Raw genomic sequence first — 24,278 nt, forward strand, 5'->3', positions numbered from 1 at the left:
TGAAGTACATGGTCTTCAATGTCTATAATACTTAGTTCGGTAGGCCAGCCAGATGCTGGCAGGAAAAAAAAGGGTTGATTTGAGGTTTCAGAGGTCGGAGAAGCAGTGCCCCGTCACGAGCTTGCGTATTATCTTCGCTGCCTTTTCTGCAGGAATGCGCTTCTGTTCTCCCGTGTCCCTCTCTCTGATGGTGACCGTGCCCTTGTCAGCTCCTTCGAGCGACTCGTAATCGACCGTGATGCACCAGGGCGTACCGATTTCGTCCATGCGGGCGTACCTCTTCCCTATGGTACCGGAACCGTCGTAGTATGCCTCGGTCATCGTTGAATGAACGGACTCGTACACTTGTTTCGCAAGGATATCCATGCCGTCCTTCTCCATGAGGGGGAAGATACCGACCTTTATCGGCGCCACTTCCGGCCTGAGCCTCAGGACAGAATACTCTCTCTTCTCGTCGTAGAAGTACGAATGTTCCAGTACCGAGTAGAATATCCTGTCGAGGCCGTGGGAGGGCTCTATGACATGAGGCACTATGCGTTCGCCGGTTACCTTCTCGGTCACTTCCTTGATTTCGAAGTACTCGTTCGTGAGAATAAAATCTTCTCCGTCGATGCTGAGCAAGATCTTTCCGTCCCTGACGTCGTCCGGGGTCTTCGTCTCCAGGGCGGCGGCGATGTCCTTCGCTTTGCCTTTGAACGCAGGCCCAAGCTTCCTGTGGTTTGCCTGGACCTTCATAAAGGTCATCTCTTTGGGCTCGTCGAACCTGTCGAAGTGAGATAGGTCGGAACCGGAGAACTGCGAGTGCCTCGAAAGGTCCCAGCACCCCCTGTCCGCTATCCCGGTTATCTCGGTCCATCCGTAAGAAAGGAGAACTTCGGCATCCCAGCAGTCGGCCGCATAGTGGGCCATCTCGTCATTCAGATGCTGCCTGAACCTGAGCTTCGCGGGATCGATCCCTAAGCGCAGCATGAGCTGTTTGGTCGTGCATACGAAATAAGCCAGCACGCGGTTTGCGATTATTCCTTCTTCCACCGCCTGTTTTACGGTCTTGACCACCGTTTCTGTACCTGTGTTGGGCAACAGCGTGAGCTCCTCGCACTCGAGCTCGGAGAATCTGCACCAGTCTTTGTCACGGGGGTCGACAAAAAGTTCGACCTCCATCATGTTGAATTCCCTCATCCTGATCATGCCCTGGCGGGGAGAGATCTCGTTCCTGTATCCTCTGCCCGTCTGGATCACTCCGAGCGGAAGTTTCTCCCTGTTGTAGCGGTAAAGGTTCTGGAAATTGACGAATATGCCCTGGGCCGTCTCCGGCCTCAGGTATCCGACGCGCGCGGACCCGGGCCCGATGTTGGTCTTGAACATCAGATTGAACTCCTCGACCTTGCCCAGCTCTCCGCCGCACTCCGGACATTTGATGCCGAATTCTGTGAAGGCATCTTCAAGCTCCCCGGGGCTCATCGTGTCCGGGTTATCGCAGAACGTCTTGACCAGGTGGTCGGCGCGGAACGGAAGCTGGCATTGTCTGCAGTATGTCATATAGTCGGAGAATTCGTCCACATGGCCCGAGGCTTTGAAAACCTCCTCGGGGTTTACGGTCTCGGAATCGATCTCTACGAAACCTTCCCGGCCCTTATATATGGCCCTCCAGACTTCCAGGATGTTGTTCTTCATCGTGCATCCGAGCGGTCCGTAGTCGAACATCCCGGCGACTCCGCCGTAAAGCTCGAAGGAAGGCCAGATGAAGCCTCTGCGCTTGCAGATGGCCATTAGTTCGTTGCCGTCTGCTTCCTTAGTCATTTGAATTACCAGTCAGTGCCATTAAAATATCGACATCGTAGACCATTCCGATCAGTTCGTCCTTGGACCCCCTTACAGGTATCTGTCCGAAGTCGTTGGCCTTCATAATCCTTGCAACCTCGGATATGGAGGTCTTTTTGTAGACGGTAATGGGGTCTCTGACCATGAAGTCGCTGACCTCTTTTTTCTGATCGAGGTACTTGTCGGTCGCCGTGTAGAAGAGCGGAAGTACGTTCCTGTATCCTGCCAGCGAAGTGTCTTCGATACCCAGGGCCCTCATGGCCTCCGGGTCTTCGGACTGGTCGCTGAAAAGGTCACGGTCGGTGAGGATGCCCACAAGCTTCCCCTTCTCGTCGAGAACAGGCACCGCGGGGACATCGCTGACCCTCATGGCCGGAATGGCATAGGAAAGCGGGTCGTGCTCCCATGCCGTTACGCATGTTGTGTGAATCGCTTCTTCGGCGGTTATCTTGCTGTTCAGCGCCCTGACGGAGTCCATAAGGTCGGTCGGGGTTATTATCCCGACCAGCTTGCCGTCCTCGGTGACAGGCAGCCTGTGAATCCTCTCCTTGAAGAAAATCTCGGCCGCTTTGCTCACCGGCGTCTTGCTGTCGACGGATATAGGGTTCTTTTTCATGATGAGCGACAGCTGGTCCTCCTCGAACTTTCTGAAGAGGTCTCTTCTGGAGACTACGCCCACGAGCTTTCCATCCGAACCTCGGATGACCGGAAGCCCGGTGAGGTCGTTTCTTACCATTATGTTTATCGCATCGTTTCGCGTTCCAGGCACTTCCGCTACTATGGGTGCCAGAGTCATTATTTCGGATACTGTTCTCATTGTTTATCAGCCTCAGGGGACCTAACCACCATTACGGGGCATTTGGAAGCTCTGACAACTCTTTCTGCCACGCTTCCCATTAGAAGTTTCGACATCCCGGTTCTTCCCAGGGTGCCCATAACTATGATGTCGTACTCTTTGGACAGTTCGAGTATGACCTTTATCGGGATTCCTTCCGCAAGCTTGATCTCAACGTCTACTCCTGTCTCCTTTCCGAGCTCCTCGACGTATTTGAGCGCGTTGTTGCCTTCCTTCTCGAGCGTGCGATAGACGTTCATGACCGCTGTGTCCATCGGTACATTTGTAAAGATGGTCTGGTCCATCACGTAGAGAGCGGTTATCTTCCCGTTGCTAAGTTTGGCGAGTTCAATGGCTTTCCTTACGGCTGCCTTCGTATATTCGCTTCCGTCAGTAGGTACAAGTATCTTATCGAAAACCATTGTCATCACCTTTTTTATTCTGTCTGTAGCGCAATACGCGCTCCTTGCTCCTAAGCATTCCGCCGGCAGTACCGTCCTCAGAGGGCAGTACCGTTATATCGGCGTCCATGCCGCGTTGGAGCCCGATTCTTTTCCCATCATATAATATCTTTCTTCCTTCGAATACCATTGCGTTCCATAGCTTTTTCGTAGTTCCGTTCTGCTTCCGTAGAATGGAATAATACTCTCTGGCCTCTTCTCTCATGTCAGGCGAGCATATCATCGCGTTGTCGGTTCCCAGAATCACGGCATTGTTACACTGGTACATCATAGCCAGCGGGGGAACGAGGCCAAAAAATTTGTTCGATCTGGGACACGAGACTATGGGAACGTCGTCATCGGCGCACCTCAGAAGGTCCGCACGTTCCGCAGATGCCATGTGAACCACGAAGGAAGGCGAAAGTGCCAGTATTGAATCTATGTCTTCTCGGGAGCCTTCGCTTGCATGTATGGCGAATATTTTTCCAGAACGGTGTACCCGGTCAGCAACAGCCTCGGCATAGTGTTTCGGAACATCATTTATTCCGGATAACTGGATCCCGTTAGCATATTTCAGTATCCTGTCGATCTCGTTGGGGTCGAATTCGGGCGATATGGGCCTTCCGAGTATGAATGCTCCGGGCACCGTTTCTCTGAGCAGTTTGCTGCCTTCTTCACCGCCCTCGCGAAAATCAATGAAAGTCCCTATGCCGTTAATATGTGCCAATTCTGAAAATCTTTTCATCCCTTCTGCTATAAGTTCGGACGGGGTCCTTTTCAAATATCTATCTTTCAGACCTTTCGGCCCTACCAGTTGAGGGAGGCCGATGCCCTTCGGGACCTTGAGCCCGGCGTCCGCACAGTGGGTATGCGCGTTCACCATCGGAGGTACGATTATGCCCGTCGCCAAAGGTTGGGCGGGGCATCTTCCTTCGGAGACCTCTGCGACGATACCTCCATCAAGACAGACGTAGCCTTCGATCGCACCGTCCTGAGTTATGACGGTGCCCGAAAAGTATTCCATGCAACCCCATGTCGGACATAGGATATTTTGATGTTGCTTCGCGCAAAGTACAAATACAGATTTTTTTCATACTGTGATAGGTGTTCAAATGCCGAAAGTAATAGCAGATAAATGCACTGCCTGCGGAGCATGTGCCGACATATGCCCTCAGGACGCTATCACGATAGACGACATCGCAGTCATCGACCTCGATGCCTGTGTCGATTGCGGAGCTTGTATAGACGAGTGCCCCAACGACGCTATAGTCGATGAGTGAGTGATTCAATTCGGCCTTCATCGGCCGGAAAACAATTTCTTTTTTCAAGCCCAATAGGGTTTCTTCGAGAACTTGTAGGCCATCTGTACCGCGTTGGCGGCCTCTCCGCATGCGGTGATGATCTGTTTGTATTTTCCCGGATAGTCGACGACATCTCCGCAGGCGAACACTCCGCGTCTGTTCGTAGACATATCGAGGTCGACCTTCACGAGCCCCTCGGGCGTCAGCCCGAGCCCCCACTTGGTAAGTATTCCCAGGTCTGACTTTATACCTATATTTATGACGGCGAGGTCGGTCGGTATTTCAAAAGTCCTGTTATCCTGCTTCACAGTTACCGATTTCAGTTTTTCTGTGCCGTTGAACGAAATCGTTTCTGCGTTCATAACTCTGAGGATGTTGCTCTTTTCAAGGTGGAAGACGTTCATTTCGTCTGCTCTGAAATCACCCCTTCTGTGGACGATCGTGGTGTCTGTGACAGAGTCTGCGATCAGCGCCATCTCAATGGCACTGTTTCCTCCTCCGAACATCGTGACCTTTTGGCCGACAAGCTCTTCTTTTACTGGCAACAGGTAAGAAACGCCCTTGCCGAAAAGTTCGTCTTCTCCGGGGACCTCCATCTTCCTGGGGTTGAAATCACCCATTCCTATGGCTATGATCACCGTAAGCGTATGATATTCGCCTTTGTTGGTGATTACGACAAGGTCCTCGTTCCCGTCTTTTATCTCAAGTGCCTTCTCCCGCTCCCTGATCTCACATTCCAGGTTCTCGGCCTGTGCATAGAGGCGGTCTGAAAGCTTACGCGCCTGTACGCTCTCGAAGCCCGGAAAGTTGTGAACCCCCTTCTCCGGATACAGGCTGACAAGCTGACCGCCTACGCGGCCGGATTCGATAATAAGCGTATTCATCATTTTGGACCTGGCATAGATGCCGGCGGTCAGACCTGCCGGACCAGCTCCGATGATGATAACGTCGTAAGTCATTCAGTGGGCTATATGTTGTCCATATAAAAAAATGTCTGAATAACTTGGTGATCCGATTCGAGATTCGAAATCCGCTTACGGAATTGTCAGAATTCTTGCAGAAAATCGTGGGTTACATACGAGACACCGACATATTCCGTACCAGATGTGCTATTTTTGATTTTCTTCGGTCCCGCCAGGTTTAATACTTCCGAGATGATTCATACGTGGTGAGAAAAATGGAAGAAGAGGGATTCGCCGATGTTCTGCTCAACATGGTACTGGACGAGATAGACGACCTCATAATGATACACGATTCAGAGCACACCGTTGTTTGGATGAACCGTGCGGCCCTCAAAGTCTTCAACAAAAACGCCGACGAGGTCATCGGCCGCAAGTGCTACCGCCTCATCGGGCGTACGACATGTTGCACAGATTGCAATGTGATCGCAACACAGGGGCCCGTACGCTGCAACGAGCCGCGCGTGATACCCGGGACGGACACGCAATATTCATGCACTTCCATACCGTACTTCAAGGACGGGAGGATCCAACTGGTCGTCCAGCATCTTAGGCCGATTGAAAAGCCATAAATATGCACCCGCCGTTGGGGCAGGTATGATCGAAATGTTGGTCGATTTCTCGCCTGTTATAATCTCTGTGGTCGCGTTGATCGTCATAATACTCGCCTTTGATACTATGGGCTCCAAGTGCAAGAAGAAATTCAAAGCTAAGAAATCCAAGTAAGCCAGCTTATTTGGACAGCTTTTGCTGCCGGGTAAATGGATTACACGGCTGTAACCCCCTGTTATATATACTTTTGATACCATCTACACCTGGTGATACATAATGGTAGCAATACCCAAAGAAATTCTGGACATAATGAATGAGAAGGGAACGACAAAGGTCCTGGTGACCGCGAACGCGGCCGGACAGCCTCACGCCATCGTATGCGGGAGCTTCGGGACGATCGGCAACGACGTTATCACCGTAGGAGAAATCCTCATGAAGAGGTCCGCCGAGTACATGGCCGAGAACAAGAAGGTTGCAATTCTCGTCAACGCAGGGCCCAAAGCCTACGAGATGCAGGCGACCGTCCTCGGACGCGAGGAAAAGGGATCCGACGTCGAGAATCTCAACAAGGCACTTGCAGGCGCCAACATGCGTGCCAAAGCTTTGTGGAAGTTCAAGGTCACCGCCGTCTACGATGAAGGGGTCGGCCCCAATTCCGGAAAGAAGATAGCTTGATTTTCCTGAAAATATTAACAAAACCACTTACTTTTTCTACATTCGAATTAAATATATGCCGTTCGCTGACTTCATGTGGACATAAAACAGGGAACGCACGTCGCTCAGGCGGCATTTTTCGTATCCGCCGCCATTGCATTTATCGGACTCGGGCTATATCTCATGGAATACGAGGCTCCAGGGGTCGTCATGCTGGTGATCGGGATGGCAGGCATAGTGATGTCCTTCGCCGTCCTCAAGGTGGCGATGATGTCGCAGGCTCTCATCGACAGCAAGAATTCAAAAAATCAAAAACGTAAGTGAATACGTAAAAAGTTTAGGAATACGATGAACTTTTAAAAAGCTCAGTATCTCGGGCGCCTGCCGCCGTTGCCGCCTTCCCTGTCAGCGGGGCGGTGCTTCTGGAAGCAGTCCCTGCAGTAGACGGGCCTTCCGTCGGTGGGCTTGAAGGGCACCTGGCACTCTTTTCCGCAGTCGGAGCAGGTGGTGTCGAACATCTCCCTGGGCTCCCTGTTGTCTCTAAATCCTCTGTTCCTGTCTTCTCCGTAGGCCATATTTTCTATCTCCTATCTTTTTCGGCCCCAATACTACTTCCTAACTCTTCCCTACGGCGTACAGGGAGCTATATTAGAATGCCTGAGTTTGGATTGACGTTCTACATTTAAAGGTTTGTACAAAACGGGTCAGCAATTCGGGCAGGACCACAGTCCGCGGTACAATATCATCTGAGCTCCGCACTTCGGGCACAGATGTCCCGGACCGTTTGCACGGACCGTTTTCGAGGCGAGGTCCTTGGATGCCCACAATACGAGCTCCGTGAGCTTCTCCGTCCTTTCCGATTCTTCGGCACCGTAGTATTGAATATTTTCAGATTCGTTATAGATCCTCATCCTCATCTTATTGAGGGCCGAGGCCACGTTGTTACCCGTATTGGCGCTGATCTTGTCGAGTCCCGAAACGTTCTCCCTGTAACGCTTGTCTATATACTCGACAGAGGCGGTTATGAAACGGTCGTAAGAGTCTTCATCCGGAGGTATCGGCACCGACAGTATCAGGTCCCGTTTGGGCTCGAGTTCCGGGTAACGGCCGATTATACGTGTCAGTGTATTGAAGATGTCCTTACGCATGTCGCCCCGTACCTGACCGTATATCTTGCGTAACCCGTCTATGTCCTCGGAACGCCCGATGGAACCCATCTGCGATGCCGCCTTCGAGAAATCTTCTCCGCGAGAGCGCCTGAGCGTATCCATAAGGTGGGGGATCCGCTCTTCGGCATCTGCAACGATGCTCAGATATCCGATGCATGCACCGCGAACCTTCTCCGTGTCGGAGACGATCATCCTGCGGACGATGTCTGCCGCAGCAGGCTCTCGGACATCGGTCAACAACATCACGGTCTCGGCCCGTACGTTCTCGTTTCCGTACGAAAGGTATCTTAGAATTACGGGGGAGTAATCTGGCCTGTAATATGTTACCAGCCATCGGTCGTCGGATATTCCTCCCAGACGGCCAGCCTCGATCTTATCGATCCCTCCCAGGAAACGCTCGAGATAGCTGACCCTATTATCTGACATTCAAACACACCCGAGCGTACGGAAGATACGAAATCACTCTATGTCGTCTCTGGAATCCAGGGCCTTCTTCAGAATGGAAACCTCTTCGTTGGAAAGTGTGACTCCTTTTCCCATCTTGCTTCTGTCGGGAGACCACTCCCTTATGTCGTACTTAGGTTCCCTCTCGTTCCAGCTGATGAGGTTGAGTTCTTTTGTCCAGCCCTTCGAAGATTGGGACAGTGTCGCTATCTCTTCGACAATCTCATATGTAAATTCGCTTGCCATGGCGGTCAGCTCTGTTGCTCGTATAATTATTATAATATAAATAAAATTACGGCAATCGACGGGTGCGCTTTATAATTGAAAAATAAGGATATAATAAGACCCAGGGTAGATAAAATCAGTAAAAATCCATTGTTATCCATCTGGCGTTATTTAGAATAGTATTTATATTTCTTTCGCGGGTTCATTAAACCATGTCATTCATTGACAACCCTAAAAATTTTGGACTGGCGGCCGTGGTTATCGGTATCGTCAGCATACTGGCAGGAATCGTAGCAATCGTAAGGGGTGCACTGGCTGACCCGATGGCAACGGGATCCGTTGTTGCGGCAGTAGGTACCCTCCTATACGGTGTTCTGATTCTTGGGATAGGACTGCCTATTTATAGGGGCGAGGACACAAATGCTTTCAGCATCCTCGGAAAGTTCGTTAACTTCGTCGGACTTGCAACAATCGTCGTCTACCTCTTCGCGGGGGCTGGAATGATTGTTGATGGTGACACAGGAGCCGGAGTCGTCGAAATCGTCATCGGTCTGATCTTCGGTCTTATCCTTATGTGGATAGCCAAGAGGATCACCGACAGTACCGCAGACACTCTCGACAAGATCATCTGGATAATCCTGGTGATAGTGTTCCTCGTGCTGACCATCGTCTCGCTGATCGGAATATTCACTCCGTTCCTCGTGGACATGGACATCATCGACATAGTAATAGCCGCGGTCCTGAGCCTCTGCAATTTCATTCTGTACGCCTTCCTCCTGGTCGCCGTTCTTTCGAACGACGTCAAGAGCAAGATGGGAATGTAAGCACGAAGCCAATATACCAGTAACAAACCTTTTCCTTTCTTTAATTTTTATATCGTTGGACTTTTTATTCATAACAATTATATCCAATGGTCGCTTAATTGAGATGTCTGTGAGACATGGTAGGTTTAGAAAAGTGTCCTTTGGTACGCTTATAACGAACGGATTGATCTGAGATGGACGTAGGGCTCGTCGTAATTTTATCCGTAATAATATTCCTTCTTCTGCTGGGTGCAGTTTACTTCTCGATGTCCGAGATGGCATATTCCAGCGTGAACAACATCCGTCTGAAGAAATTCGAGAGCGACGGAGTTAAAAACGCCACGAAAGCGCTCGCGCTATCCGAGGATTTCGAAAGGCTCCTCACCACGATACTTGTGGGCAACAACATACTCAACATCGCGGCTTCCACAACCTGTACGATGCTGTTCACGGAACAGCTGTTCCCTGAAAGCCCGGCTCTGGGCACCGTAATCGCGACTGTGTTCATGACCTTGGTGATCCTAACGTTCGGAGAGATAGCACCGAAGAACCTGGCTAAGAGGAGGGCAGACCATTTTGCCCTGAAGCTCGCCGGTTCTCTGACCCTTGCGGTCACAGTGCTCACTCCGATCACCTGGTTCTTCATCAAGCTCAGCTCGGCGTTCACCAAGGAGTCCAAGAAAAACACCAGCCTCACGCTTACCGAAGACGAGCTGGTCGTGATGATCGATGAGATCGAAGAGGAAGGAACCCTCGAGAAGAGCGAAAGCGATCTGATCAAGTCCGCCATCACTTTCGACGACACATCGATATCTGAAGTTTACATACCCAGAGTTGACATAGTCGCCGCCAGCAAGGACATCAACATGGACGAGCTGAAGGAGATGTTCACCCATACCGGATACTCCAGGATCCCCATCTACGACGGCAGCATAGACCGCATAATCGGAGTCGTAAATGCGAAGGACTTCTTCAGAAGGGTCGTCAACCATGACAACTTCAATCTGATAGACATAATAAGGCAGGTCAAGTTCTTCCAGGAATCCGCAAGCCTGGCGGAGGTGCTTAACGCTCTGCAGAAGACCAAAGTCCACATGGCCGTGGTCCTTGACTCTTTCGGAGGTACCCTCGGTATCGTGACTTTGGAAGATATAATCGAGGAGCTTGTGGGCGAGATATGGGATGAGAGCGACGATGTCAAACTGCCTGTGGTGAGGGAAGCCGACGGCTCCTACACAGTGATCGGGGACGCCAACATCTATAATGTGATGGACGACCTTGGGCTGAAGTTCGACCCGGAGGATTATGCGGACTACAACGTGAGCGGTTATGTCCAGTACATGATCGACGATATCCCGTACAGGGGTGCGGTTGTCGACAACGATAACGTTAAAATCACTGTAAAGTCGATAAAGGGCCGCCGTGTTAAGGAAGCTCGTTTCGACATCAAGGAAGTTCAGGAGCCGACCGGGGAAGGGAACTGAGATATTCTCTGAGAATATCGACGGCAAGCTCCTTTTTGGCGGGATACGATGCTATCTTGCAAGTAAGGGAGATCACATCCCCTCCCGATGCCACGACGTATGACCCGGATATCGCCATCTGTTTGTTCAGACGCACGTAGAAAGTGCATTCCTCGTCGATGCGTTCGTCAAGTTCGGCTATGATCTCGTCAACGGTGCTCTGACTAAGCCTTGCGAACATCTCATCAATGGGCTTCTGTCTGGTCAGCTCCGCGTCCATTATTACTGTGATGTTTCCCAGTTCGCCCTCGACGAGGTCTTCGTTCCATTCGTCGGTACCGATGAACGTTTTGAACATCTCTGACACTCTTTCTTTATCTTCGGTAGCATAGCACATAACCCTGGCTCTTATCCAACGGAAAGTCGATTGCATATTTGTCACTCCTTGGGTTTCGGTTCGGCCTTGGGCAATAGATTAGCAAGCTCCTCGGTCCTGTGAGAGGACACCGCGACGACCGAGCCCTGTGTAAGGAACACGACCCCTGTTTCGCATCCTGCGCTGAGGTAGTTCCTATAGCGCAGGCCGCGGAGGCCGACGCCGGCAAAATTCCGTATGTCGTTCATTACGCCGTAGCGGCGGTCGCGGATCTTCTCCATCCGGTAATTTCTGGTTTTAAAGTATTTTATTACTATTTTATCTTCATAAACGTCGGTCTTGAGGATAAATAATCTGGAAAAAAGAAACATGAAAACGGTGACCGCAGCCATGACCGCGAACAGCCACCAGGTCACCCATCCAAGCGCGGCGCTGATCAGAATGAAAGCGTCCGTGGGAACGAGAATCGCAAGCAAAGCCCTTTCGGCTATCTCAGGAATAACTCGTATCCTCTCGCTGAAGATAGGTTCCATACATGCGCATGGCAGGTCCCGGTTATCAATTTTCCGTAACATCTGGTATCTGCTGACATTAGGGGAATGTTTATATCATACTTCTTTATTGAAGTCCCTTATTGGGCCCATAGCTTAGCCTGGTTGGAGCGCCCGGCTGATAACCGGGAGGTCATGTGTTCGAATCACATTGGGCCCACCATTTTCCATCTGGCTAGTCTGATTTTCCGAATTAATGTATTTATACGATTCACATTTCGCTTCCATTTTTTCAACTCCTTTTTCCTTAGATACTGAACTTATTCATGGCGGAAGCCATGTCTCCGATGTTCACTCCGATGTACTTCTTGCAGGTCGCGAGGTCCTCGTGACCAAGCATGTCTGCTATAGTTTCGATTTTCACGCCATCCAGCCAAAGCTGCCGGCCGAAGGTTCTGCGCAGGGTGTGATGACCGAGTTTTACGCGGCCGAGTTCATGCGGTTGTTCATCGCCTGTGCCTTGTGCTGCTCATATGTTCCGATATTGAATCCGCGGCGATGGATCAGCAGATTGTCTGGGATTTTTGTTGCAGGCCTTCTGCAGAGAACGACATCTACCTGTTCATTTCTCCATTTCATATAATCACCTAAAATCTCCTGTGTCCTTCGATGGTACGGTATATAGCGGATCTCGTCGACGACCCTGCCTTTACCGTCGATCCTGACGGTATCGCGCCCGAACGAGCATACAGTGAGCCGCAGGACCTCGACGCGCGCATTCCGAGGCACAGTTCGCAATGAACCAGAAGGTTCGTCAGGGGCTCCGCAAAATGATAATTGGCCAATGTACGGGCTTCGCTCGGAGAGAGCCAATCAACGTTCGGCTGAGAATCGTGCGGCCACCTGATGTACATCTCATTAATGGTGCTGTTGCCGTAGAATTTCATGAGTCCCGAGATCGCCGCAATATATCCCCTGCGGGTTTTGACTGCAAGCTTGTCCCGATCAAAACAATCGAGAAGGTATGTGATCGTTTTTCTGTCGATAAGCCATGGAAGCGTTTCGCAGCCGCCTGCTTCTAGTCTGATCATCACAGAATGCAGGTTCCCCTTATACGACTCGATAAATCTGGCCTTGACTCTCCGATCTCTGCGGAGATGGATGCAGTACGACTCAATGACCGATTCGACGGATTCCGGATGGTGGCTCATTTCCGCCTCCGGAGTCTGCCGAATATCTCCACACGAGACCTGGCGCTACCGGTCTCCCGTCTGGATTCATCTACACCATTATGTTTCCCTGCCGCGCGCGCTTCTATGGTGACTTTGCTCCTCTTTCCGGGTGCTTCAAGCACCGTACCGGGCTCGGGGCGACGGGCACTGCTACGGACACCTGGATGCTGTTTTACGATGGCGATCTCCACATTGCCCTCGGCTTCAAGCCTGTTGCCACCATGCCTGTTCCTGGCGTGGAAGTAGCCTTTCTCCTTTATCTCGTCCGCACGGACCGTGACTTTCTCAGCCTCAACTTGCGGGCTGTGGCGGGACGGCTTCATCAGGCATCCTCCTTTGGTTCCGCGCCGTTCAAATTGTCCCAGTCGATATCGGTGCCCTCTGGAACCTTAAGACTGCCGTTCCTCAGGAGACTCTCCGTTACGTCGAAACACTGGTCCTCGTCTAGACCATAGTCCATAAGATCGCACCAGCAGAATAATCCATCCTTGGGGTGCATCGCACCATACTGTGCTATCTTCTCCGCCCATTCGCGGGTGGTCTTTTCATTCTCAGGTTCATGACCGTCGCGGGCGTCTCCGAATCTTAGTCCCTCAGGCAGGGGCCAAATGCATTCATCTTCGACCTTTTCGCGAAGATTCCTGTAACATACTCTTGCCCTCACCAGCTCGATAATCAGTTCATCCTTGGTCAGCTTCTCAAGCTCTTCCCATTCGCTCTTCGTTTTTTCACCTCCCTTTGTCCGTTCTCCCCTTCCGGGGGCGGACACAGGTACGGTTTCAGGATAATTAAGGACAGTGCTGTTCATGCAGAGGCCTCATTTTCTCTGTTCAGTTCCGCCAGATATGCGGAAATGGCGGTGCGGCAGAAGTCGGCACGTGAACGGCCGTAACCCATGCCTACGGCCCTATCGATCCCCTCTGCCTCTTTTTTGGAGATAGTGACCTTGATGTAAGTTGGGTTGCACATACGTACCATATTAGTTACCTCCATTATATATGTTACTGTACGGTAACTGAACAGTGCCCATAGAAAGATTATTGGAGTTACCGTTCAGATATATATGGCCAACACCAGGGCGATAAAGGTAATGGCGCCGGAGAACGTCATCGACGCGATAGATGCAGAAGTTGCCAAAGGCAACTTTACCGGGAGAGGAGACTTTGCGCTCTATGCCATCAGGTTTTACCTCGATAAAATCAGAGAAGAAGAGCGCGCCAGAAGGTCTGCGGGCGCCGATAAGGGCTAAATCCGCGGCAGTCATTTCTTCGCCCTCCTGAGTTTGCCGAAGATCCTCACATCTCTACTGGCGTTAGCGACATCCTTACCATTGTGTCGGCCCTGCTTCTGGATGCGCTTCGACTCGATAATAACTGATTCTTCCTCTCCCCCCTTCAGTATGGTTCCGGGCCTTGGGCGGAAGATATCATCGGCATTGTTTTCGGGTTTCTGTCTGTTGACCTTTATTTCGACGTTTCCTTTGGCACTCGTCCTGTTACCGTTATGCTTGGCGTTGCGGTATATTTTTTCAGGCTTCTCGATACTGTCGGCCCTTACGGATATGCTTTCGGCCTCATGATCGGGTTTTCCGCGGCGGGACTTCATTCTCCATCACCGCCGTACCTCACTCCGTCCGGTAGCTTCAGCTCGCCTTTGCGGCGGAGCTCGCGACATACCTCATAGCTCTGGTCTTCATCGAGACCGTAGTCCATGAGATCTATCGGATGGAACTCTTCTTTAATCGTGTGATTTGCCGCATATATTGCCACGGCCTCGGCCCATTTATGTGTGGTCGGTTCCCCGGCGCACACCCATCCATCGACATCTCTGCTCTTTGGCTCCATGTACGGCCAAGGGCAGTTGTCGTCCTGTTCGACGCGGATGATGCCGTACATGTTCTTCCAATGTACGAGCTCGATGATCAGTTCATCCTTGGTCAGCTTCTCAAGCTCTTCCCATTCGCTCTTCGTTTTTTCACCTCCCTTTGTCCGTTCTCCCCTTCCGGGGGCGGACTCAAGTAGGGTTTCGGGATAATTAAGGACAGTGCTGTTCATGGAGAGGCCTCCTTAATGGACATCATCAGATCAGCTCCAGCACAGAGCGAACAACAACATGATCGGTGCAGGTCCAGATGTCCTTCATCGTTTCGAGATGTAATCTATGTCTTTGTTCGTCAGGGACTTAAGATCCCCTCTGGTCCCTTTGCGGACAATCAGGAGGTTCCCGACCAGTGCCTGAAAGCACCCGCGGACCGCGGTGACCTCTCTGTCGCGAAGTATTCCTTCATCGTCGCAGATGATCGCATACTCCCTTCCATCGGACCCGATCCGGCGTGTCACTATGTCGATGTAACCGCCGATGGCCTCATGCAACGAAGACAGGTCGTCATCCACATCGATGGGCCCATGGGCGCCGTCCTCCCTGACTTGATAGGCTATCATGCGATCACCATGATGGATGGCGGCTCGCATGTCTCGAGGCCGGTGTACATCATGCCACGACCAGGCTCTTGCGGAGGACGATCTCCCCGTCGTTCCTTCGGACGATCAAGATCTTGTCGCCGATCTCCACACCCATCTCTTTGCAGAAATCCTTGGTTAACGCAATGCGCCATCCTACGGATATTTTCGGAGTTACGATTATTTCAGCCATAGTATCACATTAGTTAGCTATGTGATAATACTACTCGCGGTATATATGGTTTAGCATTAAGCTAAGTGCTTATTCGCCCATCTTATTTAGAACGGAAAAAGCGGTTAGCTAATTGTGGACCGCCTAGTGGACCTTCTCGGAGACATGAATAAAATCCGTATGGTTTTAGTCTTGGAAAGAGAAGGTACGCTGAAAAAAACAGATTTATATTCTAAGATCAAAGCAAACAATGCCAACGCAGCAAAACTAGAGGAACTGGAAACAGAGGGCCTCATCGTGATGACCACCGACACCTTTGCCAACAATATGACGATGGTGTCGCTGACCCTTGAAGGTCGCGCGATTGCCAGAAAGCTGCTGGAGATTGAAGGGATCCTGTCGGGCGAGCTAGCTGCGAGTGGTGCCGAGATGGATTACGAGCCATCTTCGGAGCAAAGGGATTCTGTGAGTTGATCACAGAATAAATTATGAGCAAAAAGAGGAAACTGAATTCAGGGTTGTTGATTTTCTATGTCGGTTAAACAATTAATTGGAATGGCAGTCTCCGTTTTGGTGGCCGCAACCATTATGGTTTGCGCCATACCGGAGATCGAAGCAACCGAAATTCCCGAGGATGCCGAGATTGCAGACCAGGGGGAGTTCTGGTCACTGACAATCCATACGATGTTTACCGGCTCCGATGCGGAAACCATAGAATGGGACTTCGGCGACGGAACTGCTGTTTCGACCGAGTGGAATCCCACGCACACGTATGCCGAGCCGGGAGATTATGTTGTAACTCAGACAGTATGGAACTCATACAATGGCGGGTCTACTACAGTGGGATACTATCTGCTGCACATGAAGGGCAACCCTTACGTCGAATATGTAATGCCTGCCGGAGCCCCGGCCATGGAACGCACCTATGTGGAGACACACGATGCTGCAGTCGAGCCTGAGGACCCCGTATGGGAAGGACACGACTTCCTCGGATGGTTCGCCGATGAGGAACTGACCGTACCGATGGTTTGGCCGACAGATATGACCGCACCCCTCACGGTTTACGCCTCGTATTCCAGCATCACGCCCATCGAGCACACGCTGACAATTATAGGATCCGACGGGACTGTCGCGGACACTGTAACAGTACGGGATGGACAGACAGCAACCATGCCGGTAGCACCAGAGGGAAAGACCGTCACTTATTACACGGATTCGGACAGGACCACTGAGTTCGATTGGACCACACCCGTGACCTCAGACGTAACTGTATATCAGACTGTTTCTGACGGGGCATCGATTGCTGAAGATTCCGACAAACCAATCATTAATGGTACCGATCTGGCCGTTGTTGTAGGATTTATCATATTCGGAATAGCTGCAGTATTTCTGTTCCTTCGTTTTAAGTGAGATGATGTGAATGTTCAGCGATGCAAAAAGATTGGACCCCGGGCCGCTGACAGTCACAAACTTAAATGGCCGTACTTACTGTTAGGAATATTCGCGGCTCCTGCCAGAGCGGTCTTTATTATTCCAAGAGGAAAACATCCCGTTTGAAGATGATTTGTCTCAAATATTGCGAGGCGGACGAGTTGGTTATCTTGACAAGGCTACTAAGCCCTACAAAACCAACTACGCCGAGCTGACCGATCTTGGATACAAGGTAGCGCGGAAGCTATCGGCCGCCGGCAACATTATGGATGGTCTGTAGCCGGAGGCAGAAACAAATTGTAGTGCACCTGCAAAGCAGGAGCATAAGAGGACATAATGTGAGATGAGAGTATGGGGTTTGAAAGGAAGAAAATCGGTCTCGGGAAGCTGATGATCAGCACCGACAATCCAAGGTTCAAGGAGACCAAGGATCAGAATGAAGCGATTGCTATCATGCTCGCCAAAAAAGGCGACGAGATATACAACATGGCCCGCGACATGCTAGAGGTTGGTCAGAATCCAACGGTTGATATCTCAGTCTACGCAAGCCCTGATGGGACATACAAGGTCAAGGACGGGAACAGAAGGGTTACAGCCATCAAGCTCATGATGCATCCATCCTTGGTTCCTAAGGCAGACAAGGTCAACAAAAAGAGATATAAGGAGCTCAACGGCAAGATAGATCGCTCCAAGTATAGGTACATCGACTGCATCGTGTTCGATGACGAGAACGAGGCGGACCTTTGGGTAGAGAGGAACCACAGCGGATTCCAGAACGGAATAGGTCAGGTCCAATGGGATGCTATTCAGAAAAAGAGGTTTGCATCCAAACGGAGTAATACCGTGGATCCTGCGGTCCAGGTTTATGACTATGTCACAGCCCAGAGGGGAATCGAAGCAAGGGACAAATTCCCGATAACAACCTTGGAGAGATTACTGAGATCGACTGTGTTCCGCGACGCAATGGGATACAGGATAGAAGATACCGGTGTGATCGTCGAGCGGGACACCGAGCAGTTCTTAGATGAAATGGCGCAGGTCATCGAAGACATATCAGGTGACGATTACACTGTCCGGAACTTCATGACCACCGATGACATCTCGACTTACATCTCCGATAGACGTGAAGCGGGCAGGTTCAGACCGTATGAGATTTCAGAGGCTTTCCACATCTCGGAAGCTGAGAAGCCTCCAGAACCTGTACCGGTGAAGGCTCCCTCTGAAGCAGTGCCTTGCCGGATGCCCACATCCAAACGCCAGACTTTAATACCCAAGGATGTGGACATGGACATACGTCCGGAAAAAATCAACGACATATACGATGAGCTCAAGAAACTCAACGTGAATAGTTTGAGGAATTGCGGCTCGGTCATGCTGAGGGTGTTCCTGGACCTTTCGATAAACTACTACCTCGAAGAGTACGAAGACCACGTGGTCAATAAAAAGAAACTTTCGGAGGTCAGAACAAACACTGATTTTACTCTCGATGCAAGGATGAATCGTGTCCTGGACGACCTGAAGAATTTGAAAAAGATAGATGACAGCATCTACAAAACAATCCATGCGATCATGAGGGATGAAAATCTTCAACTAGTGGTCGAGCTGAACCAATACGTACACAACTATCACTTTAATCCAAAGACTGATGATTTGAAGGTTCTATGGAACAATTTGGAAGGATTTTTCAGGGCGATATTCTCGTAAGGTATTTGGCCAAGGAAGTGAATAGGGCATCATGGCGTACCATTCCCCGCTGAGATACCCTGGCGGCAAAGGCAAACTGTCGGGTTATTTCGAAAGCCTCGTCTCGGCCAACGGGCTGGACGGCGGGACGTACGTCGAACCGTTCGCCGGAGGCGCGGGTGTGGCTACCTCGCTCTTGGCAGAGGGCAAGGTTTCCAAGATAGTCCTCAACGACGCCGACCGTTCGATTTATGCTCTGTGGTATTCGGTTAAGCACTACGGAAACGAACTGATCGAGGCCATCGATTCCATCAATGTCAACATAGATGAATGGAAGAAGCAGCGCGAATTCCAGAGGAACAAGGAGAATGAGGATATCTTCGACCTTGGTTTCTCCACGCTCTACATGAACAGGACGAACAGATCGGGAATCCTCAATGGTGGTGTCATCGGTGGCCTGGACCAGAAGGGAAAGTACAAGATTGATGCCAGGTTCAACAAGAAGGCCCTTAAGGCACGCATAGCCGCCTTGTCAAAGTTATCAGACAGCATCGAGGTGTCCTGTAAGGACGCATCCAAGTTCTTGGCCGAGGATTTGAACGAGTACGATAAGGATGCGACTCTTGTCTACATCGACCCCCCTTATTTCGATAAGGGCAGCTCTTTGTACATGAACCACTACTCGGCCGAAGATCATGAGGACCTTGCCAAAGTGATATTGGGACTCCGTCACAAGTGGGTGTTGAGCTATGATGACGTGCCTGAAATCGTGAAGATATATGGTGATATTGTGCCGCAGAGGTTCACGCTCAAGTACAGTTCTTACGAACGCAAGATGGGCAAAGAGCTATTCTTCTTCAGCGACAATCTGAACTCGGACCTATGCGGTTGCAACAGCAAGGCCGTCACCGGATTAGATTCCGGGGATTCAATCTGCATTGAATAATCCAAACTTTAGGTGACAGTACCGCTGCGACTTCTTTGAACGACAGCCCGCACATATCCTGCATAGGCCGTCTACCCCCCGATTCCCTTGCTTTCAGAACCTCTGCGTGAAGTAGAACGGCACGAATTCCGCCACTGCCATCTCGTCAGTACCCACTTTGGCATAAATCTTGTCGAACCCGCGTCTGCTCGCGTTACATATGGCTTGCCTGCTGACGCCCCATTTCTCCGCCAGAAGGTCGTTATAGTCGTAATGTGTGAGAACAGCCACGGCCTCTCTGAACGTCAGATCGCATTGGTCCTGCAATCTGAACAAACGCAGAGCGAATTCTGCTTCCCCGACTCTTTCAACCCATGGGTCCATGATGTTACATTTAGGTTACATTATTTAATGATTCCAAGGCAAGACGCGTTATTGGTTTCGGAGGTGCTTTCCCGCCCTATAGCGCCCTGGCGGAGAAATTCGATAGTGCTGGTTGCTTCGACGAGGCTTTCAGGCTGGAGCCTCCAGCCCCTTCCGAGGCGGATACGATAACCTTTATAGCAGCCCTCTTTCATGTCGATACGATGTCTGAGAAACATACTGCAGGTAGCATGTTCGCTGGCATAGGTGGCATATGCCTAGGTTTTGAAACAGCTGGAGTGGACATTGTTTGGGCGAACGAAATCGATCCATACGCATGTATGACGTACAGACATAATTTCAATGGAGCGCCGTTCCTGCATGAAGAAGACATCTACAAAGTTGATGAGAATTCTATTCCGAAGATCGACATACTAGTCGCCGGATTCCCTTGCCAGGCATTCTCGATAGCAGGATACAGAAAAGGATTCGAAGACGCACGCGGTGCGCTATTCTATGAAGTCATGAGAGTCATAAGGGCGAAGAAACCGCGTGCGGTGTTCCTAGAGAATGTGAAAAATCTCGAGAATCACGATGATGGGAACACCTATAGGGCCATCAAGAGACTTCTGACAGATGAGGGGTACCTTGTCATCGAGAAAGTCATGAACACGATGGAGTACAGCAACATCCCGCAGAACAGGGAGAGAATCTATGTCGTAGGATTCAAGAAACACGATGATGGGACGTGCCCAGAATTCGATGCATTCAAATTTCCAGACCCTGTGAAACTGAAAGCGACGATACACGATATCATCAATATCCATGAGAAAAAGGACGATTCGTTTTATTATGGTCTTAATAACCCATACTATGAGAAGTTGGATGCCGCGATGACCAATCCCGATACGATATACCAGTGGCGCAGAGTGTACGTACGCGAGAACAAGAGCAATGTTTGCCCGACATTGACAGCTAACATGGGGACCGGGGGCCACAATGTACCCCTCATCCGCGACGATTTTGGCATCAGGAAACTCACACCGGAAGAGTGCCTTGCATTCCAGGGATTTCCCCGCGATTACAGTTTCCCGGAGATGGCAAACAGCCACAAATACAAACAAGCTGGCAATTCCGTTTCGGTCCCCGTCATATCGCGCATAGCGCATAACATTATCACGTCGATGAGAGATACGGACAGTAATGTCAATTTATGAGCGCTCATCCGAAGAACCTCGCCAAAGGTACCAGAAATACCTGATGGCTATGAGCGCGATCAGCCGTCTTTTCTCAGACAGCGACAAACCGTATCTTGACTATAGGATCGTGGAGAATCTATTCTGCAAATGCTTCGGAGCAGAGAACCTCTCCCGTTCGTGCATCGCCGTCGATGCGAGGGTGGGGGCAGAGGGGATAGGAATCAAGACTTTCGTCGACAACAGCCCGTTCCAGAAGATTGCCGAATTCGACAAGAAACGTTCAGAGGTCGATTCTGGAGACGCATACGAAGATGCGTGCAAGGTATCAGAGTTGAGGAACACACGTCTTGATTTCGCCACCGATGCGTACGCGATAGATTCGTTATCATACCATTATGTTCTCCGCCACGACTTCTCACTGTCGGTGCACGAATGTCCGATGGATCACATCGATTTCGATTCGTTGAGATTAGTCAGCGAGACAGTAAAAGGATTTGAATTCGAAGACAGAATGAACAGATACAGATTCAACAGGGCGAAGAGCACGCTGTTCAAAAGCTTCCCTCTCGACAAACCAGTTTACGAATTCGGAGTTTCGTATATCGATAGTCCGGAGGATGCACTGTTGAAGATCCTCGAGATGGTCGAGGAGCATCCGGCTGAGGCAGAAGAGGATACATTGATACTTCCATTGTTCTCATCCCGCAAAGGCGGATATGTGCCCGAACGCAGCGGTTTGAACCAATGGAACGCTATGGGGCGTCCCCGTAGCTATGATGAAGTGTACATACCGTACAATAAAGAGTACCGTAACGCCAGCATAGGGTTTTTCCCTGCACGTGATACTCCTTTCGATCTGCTTCTGCCTAATGGCAAGCACATGTCTGCAAAGGTATGCCAAGCCGACGGAAAGGCGATTATGTCCAATCCCAACAAGGATCTAGGCGAATGGCTCCTCAGGGATGTTCTGAAACTCAAAGACGGTCAACTTGTTACTATGGATATCCTTGATGATAAAGGCGTCAACGCAGTGATATTCACAAAACACAAAAATGGAACATATTCAGTTGACTTCTCATATGTTGACGAATGACTCATAAGCCATTTTTCAATCAGAATACATGCCGAAAATGAACAGTAGCGCACCCTCGAACCATGACATCCCTGAGATTGAGGTCCGAGATCAGTCGACCCACAGCAACGGAGCGGCCTTAATATATGGTTCGATGATTTCCAGCACCGGAGCTTCGCATGCGGCTATCTTCCGCCTCGCGTTCTTCAGCCTTGAGTGCAGCGCCTGCCTGGATATCCCGAAGACGTGGGGAGGTCTTCCGAACCTTGGCTGGGCCCTCAGTCAGCAAGGATGAACGCTGGAAAATCCTCTCCGCAGAACTCTTCTAAGGTCTTTCCCGTCTTGCGTAATTTCCTTTCCGATCTGAGGCTGGCCATTCTGTAAGCGTCCTGGTTCATTCCGAATTCTCTTGAAATGGCCAATGCGCTCTCGCCCCTGTCGATCATCGCGATCCTTGCCTCGCGGAAGCTCATCCCCGTCTCCTTCTGGAGCCTGTATATGCACATTGCCATATTGTATTGCTGCTCCCTGAAATGTGTCCTGATCCGCTTCAATTCATCGTCCATGTTGAACAATTATGTTAATATTATATAATATTATTTCTTAACATCCCTTCTATGTTTATCAAGCGTCGTCTTGGCGCTTTCTGAGGAATAAGACATTTTCAGCTTAGAAATTTCTGATTCATCGAATTTCGTCTCCACAGCATCGATGGCCCGCTTGCCACGAAGCCCCTTGAGCCCATACTCCGCATTCCCAACGAATATCTTCCTGTCTCTATCAACGAGCTCATGCCCTAATTTGTCATTCCAATTGGCCATACTACCGTGATAGCCTGTATTGTCCACCTTCTTGTATGGTGTGAGGCGCGTCAATGTCTCTGCGGTTGTGGCGGCTTCTTCCAGATTTCTATCTTCACCGGATATTGAGTCTTCTACCCTAGACCTTGTGACCTCTCCATTCCGTTTATTATCTTTCAAACGAAGATGATGTGTGAACTCATGGGTGATCGTGCTATCTGATTTCGAGTAGGGAGGATTTAGACGTATTGTCTTGTTCACCGGGTCGTAAGATCCTGCATCTCCCATATTCTCGACAACGACCGTCACTCCGTTACCAGATGCCATCTTGTCGAGCTCCCCATTGGTAAAATTATCCATCAGGACCCTACGTATTTCAGCATCTACGTCCTTTTTGGCATCGAGGATCATTATCTTCCTTGAAGCATCATACTTCTGCCGGGAATATCCCCTTATTTTTCCCCAGTCCTTGGTTGTATCGATACCGCATATGTCACTTTCATTAGGGTGCGCCCACCATTCTTCTCCGACTTTCGATAGGATCTCATCCCAGCCACGTCGGCTAGCGTTATGGACGGCTTCTTTGGTCGTGCCCCATTTTTCTGCCAGCTTGCCTGCATGCGACGACGGAGACAGCACTGCTACGGCCTCTCTGAACGTAAGATTGCATTGGTCCTGCAATCCGAACAAACGCAGAGAGAATTATGCTCCCCCGACTCTTTCGACCCATGGGTCCATGATTTAACGTTTAGGTCACGTTATTTAATAATTTTTATTCAGTTCCTTAGCCAGTCTTTTACATATAGTTTCAGAATGGATGCCAGAATCTAGCAGGAGCTATTGTATACATCAAATCCTCGGCGCCGTTGGCGAACGCACTGATTTTATCCCACCCTCTCCTGTCAAGGTTCATTACTGCTTCGGGAGTTACGCCCCAGTCTTTCGCCAATTGTTTTTTGTAAGCAGGAGTCGACAGAACGACGAATGCTTCTTTGAATGTCAGACCGGCTTTTTCCTGAAGTTTAAACATATGTTCATAGAAATCACATCCTCCTCTGTAAACTTCTTCGCTCATAGTCCTAACGTATGTGTTAGGATCATTTATTACTTCTTCCTTCAGATGCTTTTTGGTTACGAGATCGGCAACGTCGGATTCGCTTGAAAAAAAGTATGAGCCAGCATCGCTGACGGGTTCAAGAATCAAATTGGGCCCACCACTTTTTCTTTTTTAAATCGGTATCGTCCACAGTTGTTCCTGTTCGTCATAACATATTTTGATCGGCATTTTATTTTTCTATATGCTCTGATTTTCACACTAAAATGGAAATCAATGTATTTTTTATTCATACATGGATGTAACTAGAGAAAATTATTAATACTGTATATCTAATATTATACGCTGCACGCGT

38 protein-coding genes, 1 tRNA gene and 1 pseudogene are annotated in these 24,278 nt (G+C 50.1%); 16 read left to right on the plus strand and 24 right to left on the minus strand.

Annotated features, from left to right (window positions below):
• Positions 1–87: 87 nt before the first annotated feature.
• The 4 genes from glyS to VB016_03765 are packed head-to-tail and all read right to left on the minus strand — an operon-like array spanning position 88 to position 4,120.
• Positions 88–1,800, minus strand: a complete 1,713-nt coding sequence (gene glyS / locus VB016_03750; protein ID MEA4977646.1) for a glycine--tRNA ligase — start codon at positions 1,798–1,800, stop codon at positions 88–90.
• Entirely contained in the window at positions 1,793–2,638 is an 846-nt protein-coding gene (locus VB016_03755; GenBank protein MEA4977647.1) for a CBS domain-containing protein, read from the minus strand. Before VB016_03755 ends, glyS begins: the two co-directional genes overlap by 8 nt.
• A complete protein-coding gene (locus tag VB016_03760; protein ID MEA4977648.1) occupies positions 2,635–3,078 on the minus strand; it encodes a universal stress protein in 444 nt (147 codons plus the stop codon). The genes VB016_03755 and VB016_03760 overlap by 4 nt, the downstream gene beginning before the upstream one ends.
• Positions 3,065–4,120, minus strand: coding sequence for an amidohydrolase family protein (locus VB016_03765; protein MEA4977649.1), 1,056 nt, complete (start codon positions 4,118–4,120; stop codon positions 3,065–3,067). Before VB016_03765 ends, VB016_03760 begins: the two co-directional genes overlap by 14 nt.
• 88 nt (positions 4,121–4,208) lie before the next feature.
• Between VB016_03765 and VB016_03770 the strand changes: the two genes are divergently transcribed.
• A complete protein-coding gene (locus VB016_03770) occupies positions 4,209–4,376 on the plus strand; it encodes a 4Fe-4S binding protein (GenBank protein ID MEA4977650.1) in 168 nt (55 codons plus the stop codon).
• Between the two features lie 44 nt (positions 4,377–4,420).
• Here VB016_03770 and VB016_03775 read toward each other — a convergent pair whose 3' ends face one another.
• The gene (locus VB016_03775; GenBank protein ID MEA4977651.1) at positions 4,421–5,356 is read right to left on the minus strand and encodes an NAD(P)/FAD-dependent oxidoreductase; all 936 of its coding nucleotides are present in this window, start codon (positions 5,354–5,356) and stop codon (positions 4,421–4,423) included.
• 218 nt (positions 5,357–5,574) lie between these two features.
• Between VB016_03775 and VB016_03780 the strand changes: the two genes are divergently transcribed.
• From VB016_03780 to VB016_03795, 4 genes are all read left to right on the plus strand, one after another.
• The gene (locus VB016_03780; GenBank protein MEA4977652.1) at positions 5,575–5,928 is read left to right on the plus strand and encodes a PAS domain-containing protein; all 354 of its coding nucleotides are present in this window, start codon (positions 5,575–5,577) and stop codon (positions 5,926–5,928) included.
• Between the two features lie 25 nt (positions 5,929–5,953).
• Positions 5,954–6,082: a hypothetical protein gene (locus VB016_03785; GenBank protein ID MEA4977653.1), complete on the plus strand. Its 129-nt coding sequence runs from the start codon at positions 5,954–5,956 to the stop codon at positions 6,080–6,082.
• Between the two features lie 102 nt (positions 6,083–6,184).
• Positions 6,185–6,583 (plus strand): hypothetical protein, encoded by a 399-nt coding sequence (locus VB016_03790; GenBank protein MEA4977654.1) that lies wholly within the window; start codon positions 6,185–6,187, stop codon positions 6,581–6,583.
• 75 nt (positions 6,584–6,658) lie between these two features.
• Positions 6,659–6,886 (plus strand): hypothetical protein, encoded by a 228-nt coding sequence (locus VB016_03795; GenBank protein ID MEA4977655.1) that lies wholly within the window; start codon positions 6,659–6,661, stop codon positions 6,884–6,886.
• Positions 6,887–6,927: 41 nt separating this feature from the next.
• Here the strand turns inward: VB016_03795 and VB016_03800 are convergent, their stop codons facing one another.
• From VB016_03800 to VB016_03810, 3 genes are all read right to left on the minus strand, one after another.
• Entirely contained in the window at positions 6,928–7,137 is a 210-nt protein-coding gene (locus VB016_03800) for a CxxC-x17-CxxC domain-containing protein (protein ID MEA4977656.1), read from the minus strand.
• A gap of 129 nt (positions 7,138–7,266) precedes the next feature.
• A complete protein-coding gene (locus tag VB016_03805) occupies positions 7,267–8,157 on the minus strand; it encodes a HEAT repeat domain-containing protein (GenBank protein MEA4977657.1) in 891 nt (296 codons plus the stop codon).
• A gap of 33 nt (positions 8,158–8,190) precedes the next feature.
• On the minus strand, positions 8,191–8,421 hold the full coding sequence (locus tag VB016_03810; protein ID MEA4977658.1) for a YdbC family protein: 231 nt from the start codon (positions 8,419–8,421) through the stop codon (positions 8,191–8,193).
• 191 nt (positions 8,422–8,612) lie between these two features.
• Between VB016_03810 and VB016_03815 the strand changes: the two genes are divergently transcribed.
• Positions 8,613–9,224, plus strand: coding sequence for a hypothetical protein (locus tag VB016_03815; protein MEA4977659.1), 612 nt, complete (start codon positions 8,613–8,615; stop codon positions 9,222–9,224).
• A gap of 173 nt (positions 9,225–9,397) precedes the next feature.
• Complete coding sequence (locus tag VB016_03820; protein MEA4977660.1) at positions 9,398–10,687, plus strand: hemolysin family protein; 1,290 nt, start codon at positions 9,398–9,400, stop codon at positions 10,685–10,687.
• Here VB016_03820 and VB016_03825 read toward each other — a convergent pair.
• Together VB016_03825 and VB016_03830 are read right to left on the minus strand one after the other, a co-directional pair.
• Positions 10,650–11,099: an RNA-binding domain-containing protein gene (locus VB016_03825; GenBank protein MEA4977661.1), complete on the minus strand. Its 450-nt coding sequence runs from the start codon at positions 11,097–11,099 to the stop codon at positions 10,650–10,652. The genes VB016_03820 and VB016_03825 overlap by 38 nt on opposite strands.
• A gap of 5 nt (positions 11,100–11,104) precedes the next feature.
• The gene (locus VB016_03830; protein ID MEA4977662.1) at positions 11,105–11,575 is read right to left on the minus strand and encodes a hypothetical protein; all 471 of its coding nucleotides are present in this window, start codon (positions 11,573–11,575) and stop codon (positions 11,105–11,107) included.
• 103 nt (positions 11,576–11,678) lie between these two features.
• Between VB016_03830 and VB016_03835 the strand changes: the two genes are divergently transcribed.
• Positions 11,679–11,756 (plus strand) — tRNA-Ile (locus VB016_03835).
• Between the two features lie 84 nt (positions 11,757–11,840).
• Here the strand turns inward: VB016_03835 and VB016_03840 are convergent.
• The 6 genes and pseudogenes from VB016_03840 to VB016_03865 form a co-directional block, all read right to left on the minus strand.
• Positions 11,841–12,002, minus strand: a pseudogene (locus VB016_03840) (tyrosine-type recombinase/integrase).
• An 11-nt stretch (positions 12,003–12,013) separates the two neighbouring features.
• Positions 12,014–12,172 (minus strand): hypothetical protein, encoded by a 159-nt coding sequence (locus tag VB016_03845; protein ID MEA4977663.1) that lies wholly within the window; start codon positions 12,170–12,172, stop codon positions 12,014–12,016.
• A gap of 8 nt (positions 12,173–12,180) precedes the next feature.
• Positions 12,181–12,744, minus strand: coding sequence for a hypothetical protein (locus VB016_03850; GenBank protein MEA4977664.1), 564 nt, complete (start codon positions 12,742–12,744; stop codon positions 12,181–12,183).
• A complete protein-coding gene (locus VB016_03855) occupies positions 12,741–13,088 on the minus strand; it encodes a hypothetical protein (GenBank protein ID MEA4977665.1) in 348 nt (115 codons plus the stop codon). Before VB016_03855 ends, VB016_03850 begins: the two co-directional genes overlap by 4 nt.
• Positions 13,088–13,573 carry a hypothetical protein gene (locus tag VB016_03860; protein ID MEA4977666.1) on the minus strand — a complete coding sequence of 162 codons (486 nt, stop codon included), beginning with the start codon at positions 13,571–13,573 and terminating at the stop codon, positions 13,088–13,090. Before VB016_03860 ends, VB016_03855 begins: the two co-directional genes overlap by 1 nt.
• Positions 13,570–13,743, minus strand: a complete 174-nt coding sequence (locus VB016_03865; GenBank protein MEA4977667.1) for a ribbon-helix-helix domain-containing protein — start codon at positions 13,741–13,743, stop codon at positions 13,570–13,572. Before VB016_03865 ends, VB016_03860 begins: the two co-directional genes overlap by 4 nt.
• Positions 13,744–13,828: 85 nt before the next feature.
• Between VB016_03865 and VB016_03870 the strand changes: the two genes are divergently transcribed.
• Complete coding sequence (locus tag VB016_03870) at positions 13,829–14,014, plus strand: hypothetical protein (GenBank protein MEA4977668.1); 186 nt, start codon at positions 13,829–13,831, stop codon at positions 14,012–14,014.
• Between the two features lie 11 nt (positions 14,015–14,025).
• On the opposite strand, the gene VB016_03875 is transcribed toward VB016_03870, so the two are convergent.
• From VB016_03875 to VB016_03890, 4 genes are all read right to left on the minus strand, one after another.
• Positions 14,026–14,370, minus strand: coding sequence for a hypothetical protein (locus VB016_03875; protein ID MEA4977669.1), 345 nt, complete (start codon positions 14,368–14,370; stop codon positions 14,026–14,028).
• On the minus strand, positions 14,367–14,819 hold the full coding sequence (locus tag VB016_03880) for a hypothetical protein (GenBank protein MEA4977670.1): 453 nt from the start codon (positions 14,817–14,819) through the stop codon (positions 14,367–14,369). The genes VB016_03875 and VB016_03880 overlap by 4 nt, the downstream gene beginning before the upstream one ends.
• Positions 14,820–14,903: 84 nt before the next feature.
• Positions 14,904–15,206 carry a DUF3846 domain-containing protein gene (locus tag VB016_03885; GenBank protein MEA4977671.1) on the minus strand — a complete coding sequence of 101 codons (303 nt, stop codon included), beginning with the start codon at positions 15,204–15,206 and terminating at the stop codon, positions 14,904–14,906.
• A gap of 49 nt (positions 15,207–15,255) precedes the next feature.
• Positions 15,256–15,417 (minus strand): hypothetical protein, encoded by a 162-nt coding sequence (locus VB016_03890; GenBank protein MEA4977672.1) that lies wholly within the window; start codon positions 15,415–15,417, stop codon positions 15,256–15,258.
• A 126-nt stretch (positions 15,418–15,543) separates the two neighbouring features.
• On the opposite strand from VB016_03890, the gene VB016_03895 reads away from it, so the two are divergent.
• From VB016_03895 to VB016_03910, 4 genes are all read left to right on the plus strand, one after another.
• On the plus strand, positions 15,544–15,870 hold the full coding sequence (locus tag VB016_03895; GenBank protein MEA4977673.1) for a hypothetical protein: 327 nt from the start codon (positions 15,544–15,546) through the stop codon (positions 15,868–15,870).
• A gap of 81 nt (positions 15,871–15,951) precedes the next feature.
• Entirely contained in the window at positions 15,952–16,806 is an 855-nt protein-coding gene (locus tag VB016_03900; protein ID MEA4977674.1) for a PKD domain-containing protein, read from the plus strand.
• A 372-nt stretch (positions 16,807–17,178) separates the two neighbouring features.
• The gene (locus VB016_03905) at positions 17,179–18,531 is read left to right on the plus strand and encodes a hypothetical protein (protein ID MEA4977675.1); all 1,353 of its coding nucleotides are present in this window, start codon (positions 17,179–17,181) and stop codon (positions 18,529–18,531) included.
• Positions 18,532–18,562: 31 nt separating this feature from the next.
• Positions 18,563–19,456: a DNA adenine methylase gene (locus tag VB016_03910; GenBank protein ID MEA4977676.1), complete on the plus strand. Its 894-nt coding sequence runs from the start codon at positions 18,563–18,565 to the stop codon at positions 19,454–19,456.
• A gap of 93 nt (positions 19,457–19,549) precedes the next feature.
• Here VB016_03910 and VB016_03915 read toward each other — a convergent pair whose 3' ends face one another.
• Positions 19,550–19,819, minus strand: a complete 270-nt coding sequence (locus VB016_03915; protein MEA4977677.1) for a hypothetical protein — start codon at positions 19,817–19,819, stop codon at positions 19,550–19,552.
• 203 nt (positions 19,820–20,022) lie between these two features.
• Here VB016_03915 and VB016_03920 point away from each other — a divergent pair, with 203 nt between their 5' ends.
• From VB016_03920 to VB016_03930, 3 genes are read left to right on the plus strand one after another with little or no spacing between them, the layout of a single operon-like run.
• The gene (locus VB016_03920) at positions 20,023–21,015 is read left to right on the plus strand and encodes a DNA cytosine methyltransferase (GenBank protein ID MEA4977678.1); all 993 of its coding nucleotides are present in this window, start codon (positions 20,023–20,025) and stop codon (positions 21,013–21,015) included.
• Positions 21,002–22,090: a hypothetical protein gene (locus tag VB016_03925; GenBank protein MEA4977679.1), complete on the plus strand. Its 1,089-nt coding sequence runs from the start codon at positions 21,002–21,004 to the stop codon at positions 22,088–22,090. Before VB016_03920 ends, VB016_03925 begins: the two co-directional genes overlap by 14 nt.
• A gap of 37 nt (positions 22,091–22,127) precedes the next feature.
• Positions 22,128–22,364, plus strand: coding sequence for a hypothetical protein (locus tag VB016_03930; GenBank protein MEA4977680.1), 237 nt, complete (start codon positions 22,128–22,130; stop codon positions 22,362–22,364).
• Here the strand turns inward: VB016_03930 and VB016_03935 are convergent.
• The 3 genes from VB016_03935 to VB016_03945 form a co-directional block, all read right to left on the minus strand.
• On the minus strand, positions 22,348–22,635 hold the full coding sequence (locus tag VB016_03935; protein MEA4977681.1) for a hypothetical protein: 288 nt from the start codon (positions 22,633–22,635) through the stop codon (positions 22,348–22,350). The genes VB016_03930 and VB016_03935 overlap by 17 nt on opposite strands.
• Before the next feature lie 30 nt (positions 22,636–22,665).
• Positions 22,666–23,550, minus strand: coding sequence for a hypothetical protein (locus VB016_03940; protein ID MEA4977682.1), 885 nt, complete (start codon positions 23,548–23,550; stop codon positions 22,666–22,668).
• A gap of 127 nt (positions 23,551–23,677) precedes the next feature.
• Positions 23,678–24,073 (minus strand): hypothetical protein, encoded by a 396-nt coding sequence (locus VB016_03945; GenBank protein MEA4977683.1) that lies wholly within the window; start codon positions 24,071–24,073, stop codon positions 23,678–23,680.
• Positions 24,074–24,278 lie beyond the last annotated feature (205 nt).

The sequence above is a fragment of the Methanomassiliicoccaceae archaeon genome (assembly GCA_034928305.1).
Lineage (GTDB): Archaea > Thermoplasmatota > Thermoplasmata > Methanomassiliicoccales > Methanomethylophilaceae > VadinCA11.

What these genes read in the sequence shown, in the direction of transcription:
- VB016_03885 (MEA4977671.1), bottom strand. Translation starts at nt 15,206, where the DNA reads ATGATAGCCTATCAAGTCAGGGAGGACGGCGCCCATGGGCCCATCGAT.
- VB016_03770 (MEA4977650.1), top strand. Translation starts at nt 4,209, where the DNA reads ATGCCGAAAGTAATAGCAGATAAATGCACTGCCTGCGGAGCATGTGCC.
- VB016_03880 (MEA4977670.1), bottom strand. Translation starts at nt 14,819, where the DNA reads ATGAACAGCACTGTCCTTAATTATCCCGAAACCCTACTTGAGTCCGCC.
- VB016_03820 (MEA4977660.1), top strand. Translation starts at nt 9,398, where the DNA reads ATGGACGTAGGGCTCGTCGTAATTTTATCCGTAATAATATTCCTTCTT.
- VB016_03915 (MEA4977677.1), bottom strand. Translation starts at nt 19,819, where the DNA reads ATGGACCCATGGGTTGAAAGAGTCGGGGAAGCAGAATTCGCTCTGCGT.
- VB016_03810 (MEA4977658.1), bottom strand. Translation starts at nt 8,421, where the DNA reads ATGGCAAGCGAATTTACATATGAGATTGTCGAAGAGATAGCGACACTG.
- VB016_03865 (MEA4977667.1), bottom strand. Translation starts at nt 13,743, where the DNA reads ATGGTACGTATGTGCAACCCAACTTACATCAAGGTCACTATCTCCAAA.
- VB016_03790 (MEA4977654.1), top strand. Translation starts at nt 6,185, where the DNA reads ATGGTAGCAATACCCAAAGAAATTCTGGACATAATGAATGAGAAGGGA.
- VB016_03755 (MEA4977647.1), bottom strand. Translation starts at nt 2,638, where the DNA reads ATGAGAACAGTATCCGAAATAATGACTCTGGCACCCATAGTAGCGGAA.
- VB016_03800 (MEA4977656.1), bottom strand. Translation starts at nt 7,137, where the DNA reads ATGGCCTACGGAGAAGACAGGAACAGAGGATTTAGAGACAACAGGGAG.
- VB016_03780 (MEA4977652.1), top strand. Translation starts at nt 5,575, where the DNA reads ATGGAAGAAGAGGGATTCGCCGATGTTCTGCTCAACATGGTACTGGAC.
- VB016_03825 (MEA4977661.1), bottom strand. Translation starts at nt 11,099, where the DNA reads ATGCAATCGACTTTCCGTTGGATAAGAGCCAGGGTTATGTGCTATGCT.
- VB016_03860 (MEA4977666.1), bottom strand. Translation starts at nt 13,573, where the DNA reads ATGAACAGCACTGTCCTTAATTATCCTGAAACCGTACCTGTGTCCGCC.
- VB016_03850 (MEA4977664.1), bottom strand. Translation starts at nt 12,744, where the DNA reads ATGAGCCACCATCCGGAATCCGTCGAATCGGTCATTGAGTCGTACTGC.
- VB016_03845 (MEA4977663.1), bottom strand. Translation starts at nt 12,172, where the DNA reads ATGAAATGGAGAAATGAACAGGTAGATGTCGTTCTCTGCAGAAGGCCT.
- VB016_03935 (MEA4977681.1), bottom strand. Translation starts at nt 22,635, where the DNA reads ATGGACGATGAATTGAAGCGGATCAGGACACATTTCAGGGAGCAGCAA.
- VB016_03890 (MEA4977672.1), bottom strand. Translation starts at nt 15,417, where the DNA reads ATGGCTGAAATAATCGTAACTCCGAAAATATCCGTAGGATGGCGCATT.
- VB016_03870 (MEA4977668.1), top strand. Translation starts at nt 13,829, where the DNA reads ATGGCCAACACCAGGGCGATAAAGGTAATGGCGCCGGAGAACGTCATC.
- VB016_03855 (MEA4977665.1), bottom strand. Translation starts at nt 13,088, where the DNA reads ATGAAGCCGTCCCGCCACAGCCCGCAAGTTGAGGCTGAGAAAGTCACG.
- VB016_03805 (MEA4977657.1), bottom strand. Translation starts at nt 8,157, where the DNA reads ATGTCAGATAATAGGGTCAGCTATCTCGAGCGTTTCCTGGGAGGGATC.
- VB016_03930 (MEA4977680.1), top strand. Translation starts at nt 22,128, where the DNA reads ATGAACAGTAGCGCACCCTCGAACCATGACATCCCTGAGATTGAGGTC.
- VB016_03905 (MEA4977675.1), top strand. Translation starts at nt 17,179, where the DNA reads ATGGGGTTTGAAAGGAAGAAAATCGGTCTCGGGAAGCTGATGATCAGC.
- VB016_03875 (MEA4977669.1), bottom strand. Translation starts at nt 14,370, where the DNA reads ATGAAGTCCCGCCGCGGAAAACCCGATCATGAGGCCGAAAGCATATCC.
- VB016_03775 (MEA4977651.1), bottom strand. Translation starts at nt 5,356, where the DNA reads ATGACTTACGACGTTATCATCATCGGAGCTGGTCCGGCAGGTCTGACC.
- VB016_03920 (MEA4977678.1), top strand. Translation starts at nt 20,023, where the DNA reads ATGTCTGAGAAACATACTGCAGGTAGCATGTTCGCTGGCATAGGTGGC.
- VB016_03910 (MEA4977676.1), top strand. Translation starts at nt 18,563, where the DNA reads ATGGCGTACCATTCCCCGCTGAGATACCCTGGCGGCAAAGGCAAACTG.
- VB016_03830 (MEA4977662.1), bottom strand. Translation starts at nt 11,575, where the DNA reads ATGGAACCTATCTTCAGCGAGAGGATACGAGTTATTCCTGAGATAGCC.
- VB016_03785 (MEA4977653.1), top strand. Translation starts at nt 5,954, where the DNA reads ATGATCGAAATGTTGGTCGATTTCTCGCCTGTTATAATCTCTGTGGTC.
- VB016_03760 (MEA4977648.1), bottom strand. Translation starts at nt 3,078, where the DNA reads ATGGTTTTCGATAAGATACTTGTACCTACTGACGGAAGCGAATATACG.
- VB016_03765 (MEA4977649.1), bottom strand. Translation starts at nt 4,120, where the DNA reads ATGGAATACTTTTCGGGCACCGTCATAACTCAGGACGGTGCGATCGAA.
- glyS (MEA4977646.1), bottom strand. Translation starts at nt 1,800, where the DNA reads ATGACTAAGGAAGCAGACGGCAACGAACTAATGGCCATCTGCAAGCGC.
- VB016_03925 (MEA4977679.1), top strand. Translation starts at nt 21,002, where the DNA reads ATGTCAATTTATGAGCGCTCATCCGAAGAACCTCGCCAAAGGTACCAG.
- VB016_03815 (MEA4977659.1), top strand. Translation starts at nt 8,613, where the DNA reads ATGTCATTCATTGACAACCCTAAAAATTTTGGACTGGCGGCCGTGGTT.
- VB016_03900 (MEA4977674.1), top strand. Translation starts at nt 15,952, where the DNA reads ATGGCAGTCTCCGTTTTGGTGGCCGCAACCATTATGGTTTGCGCCATA.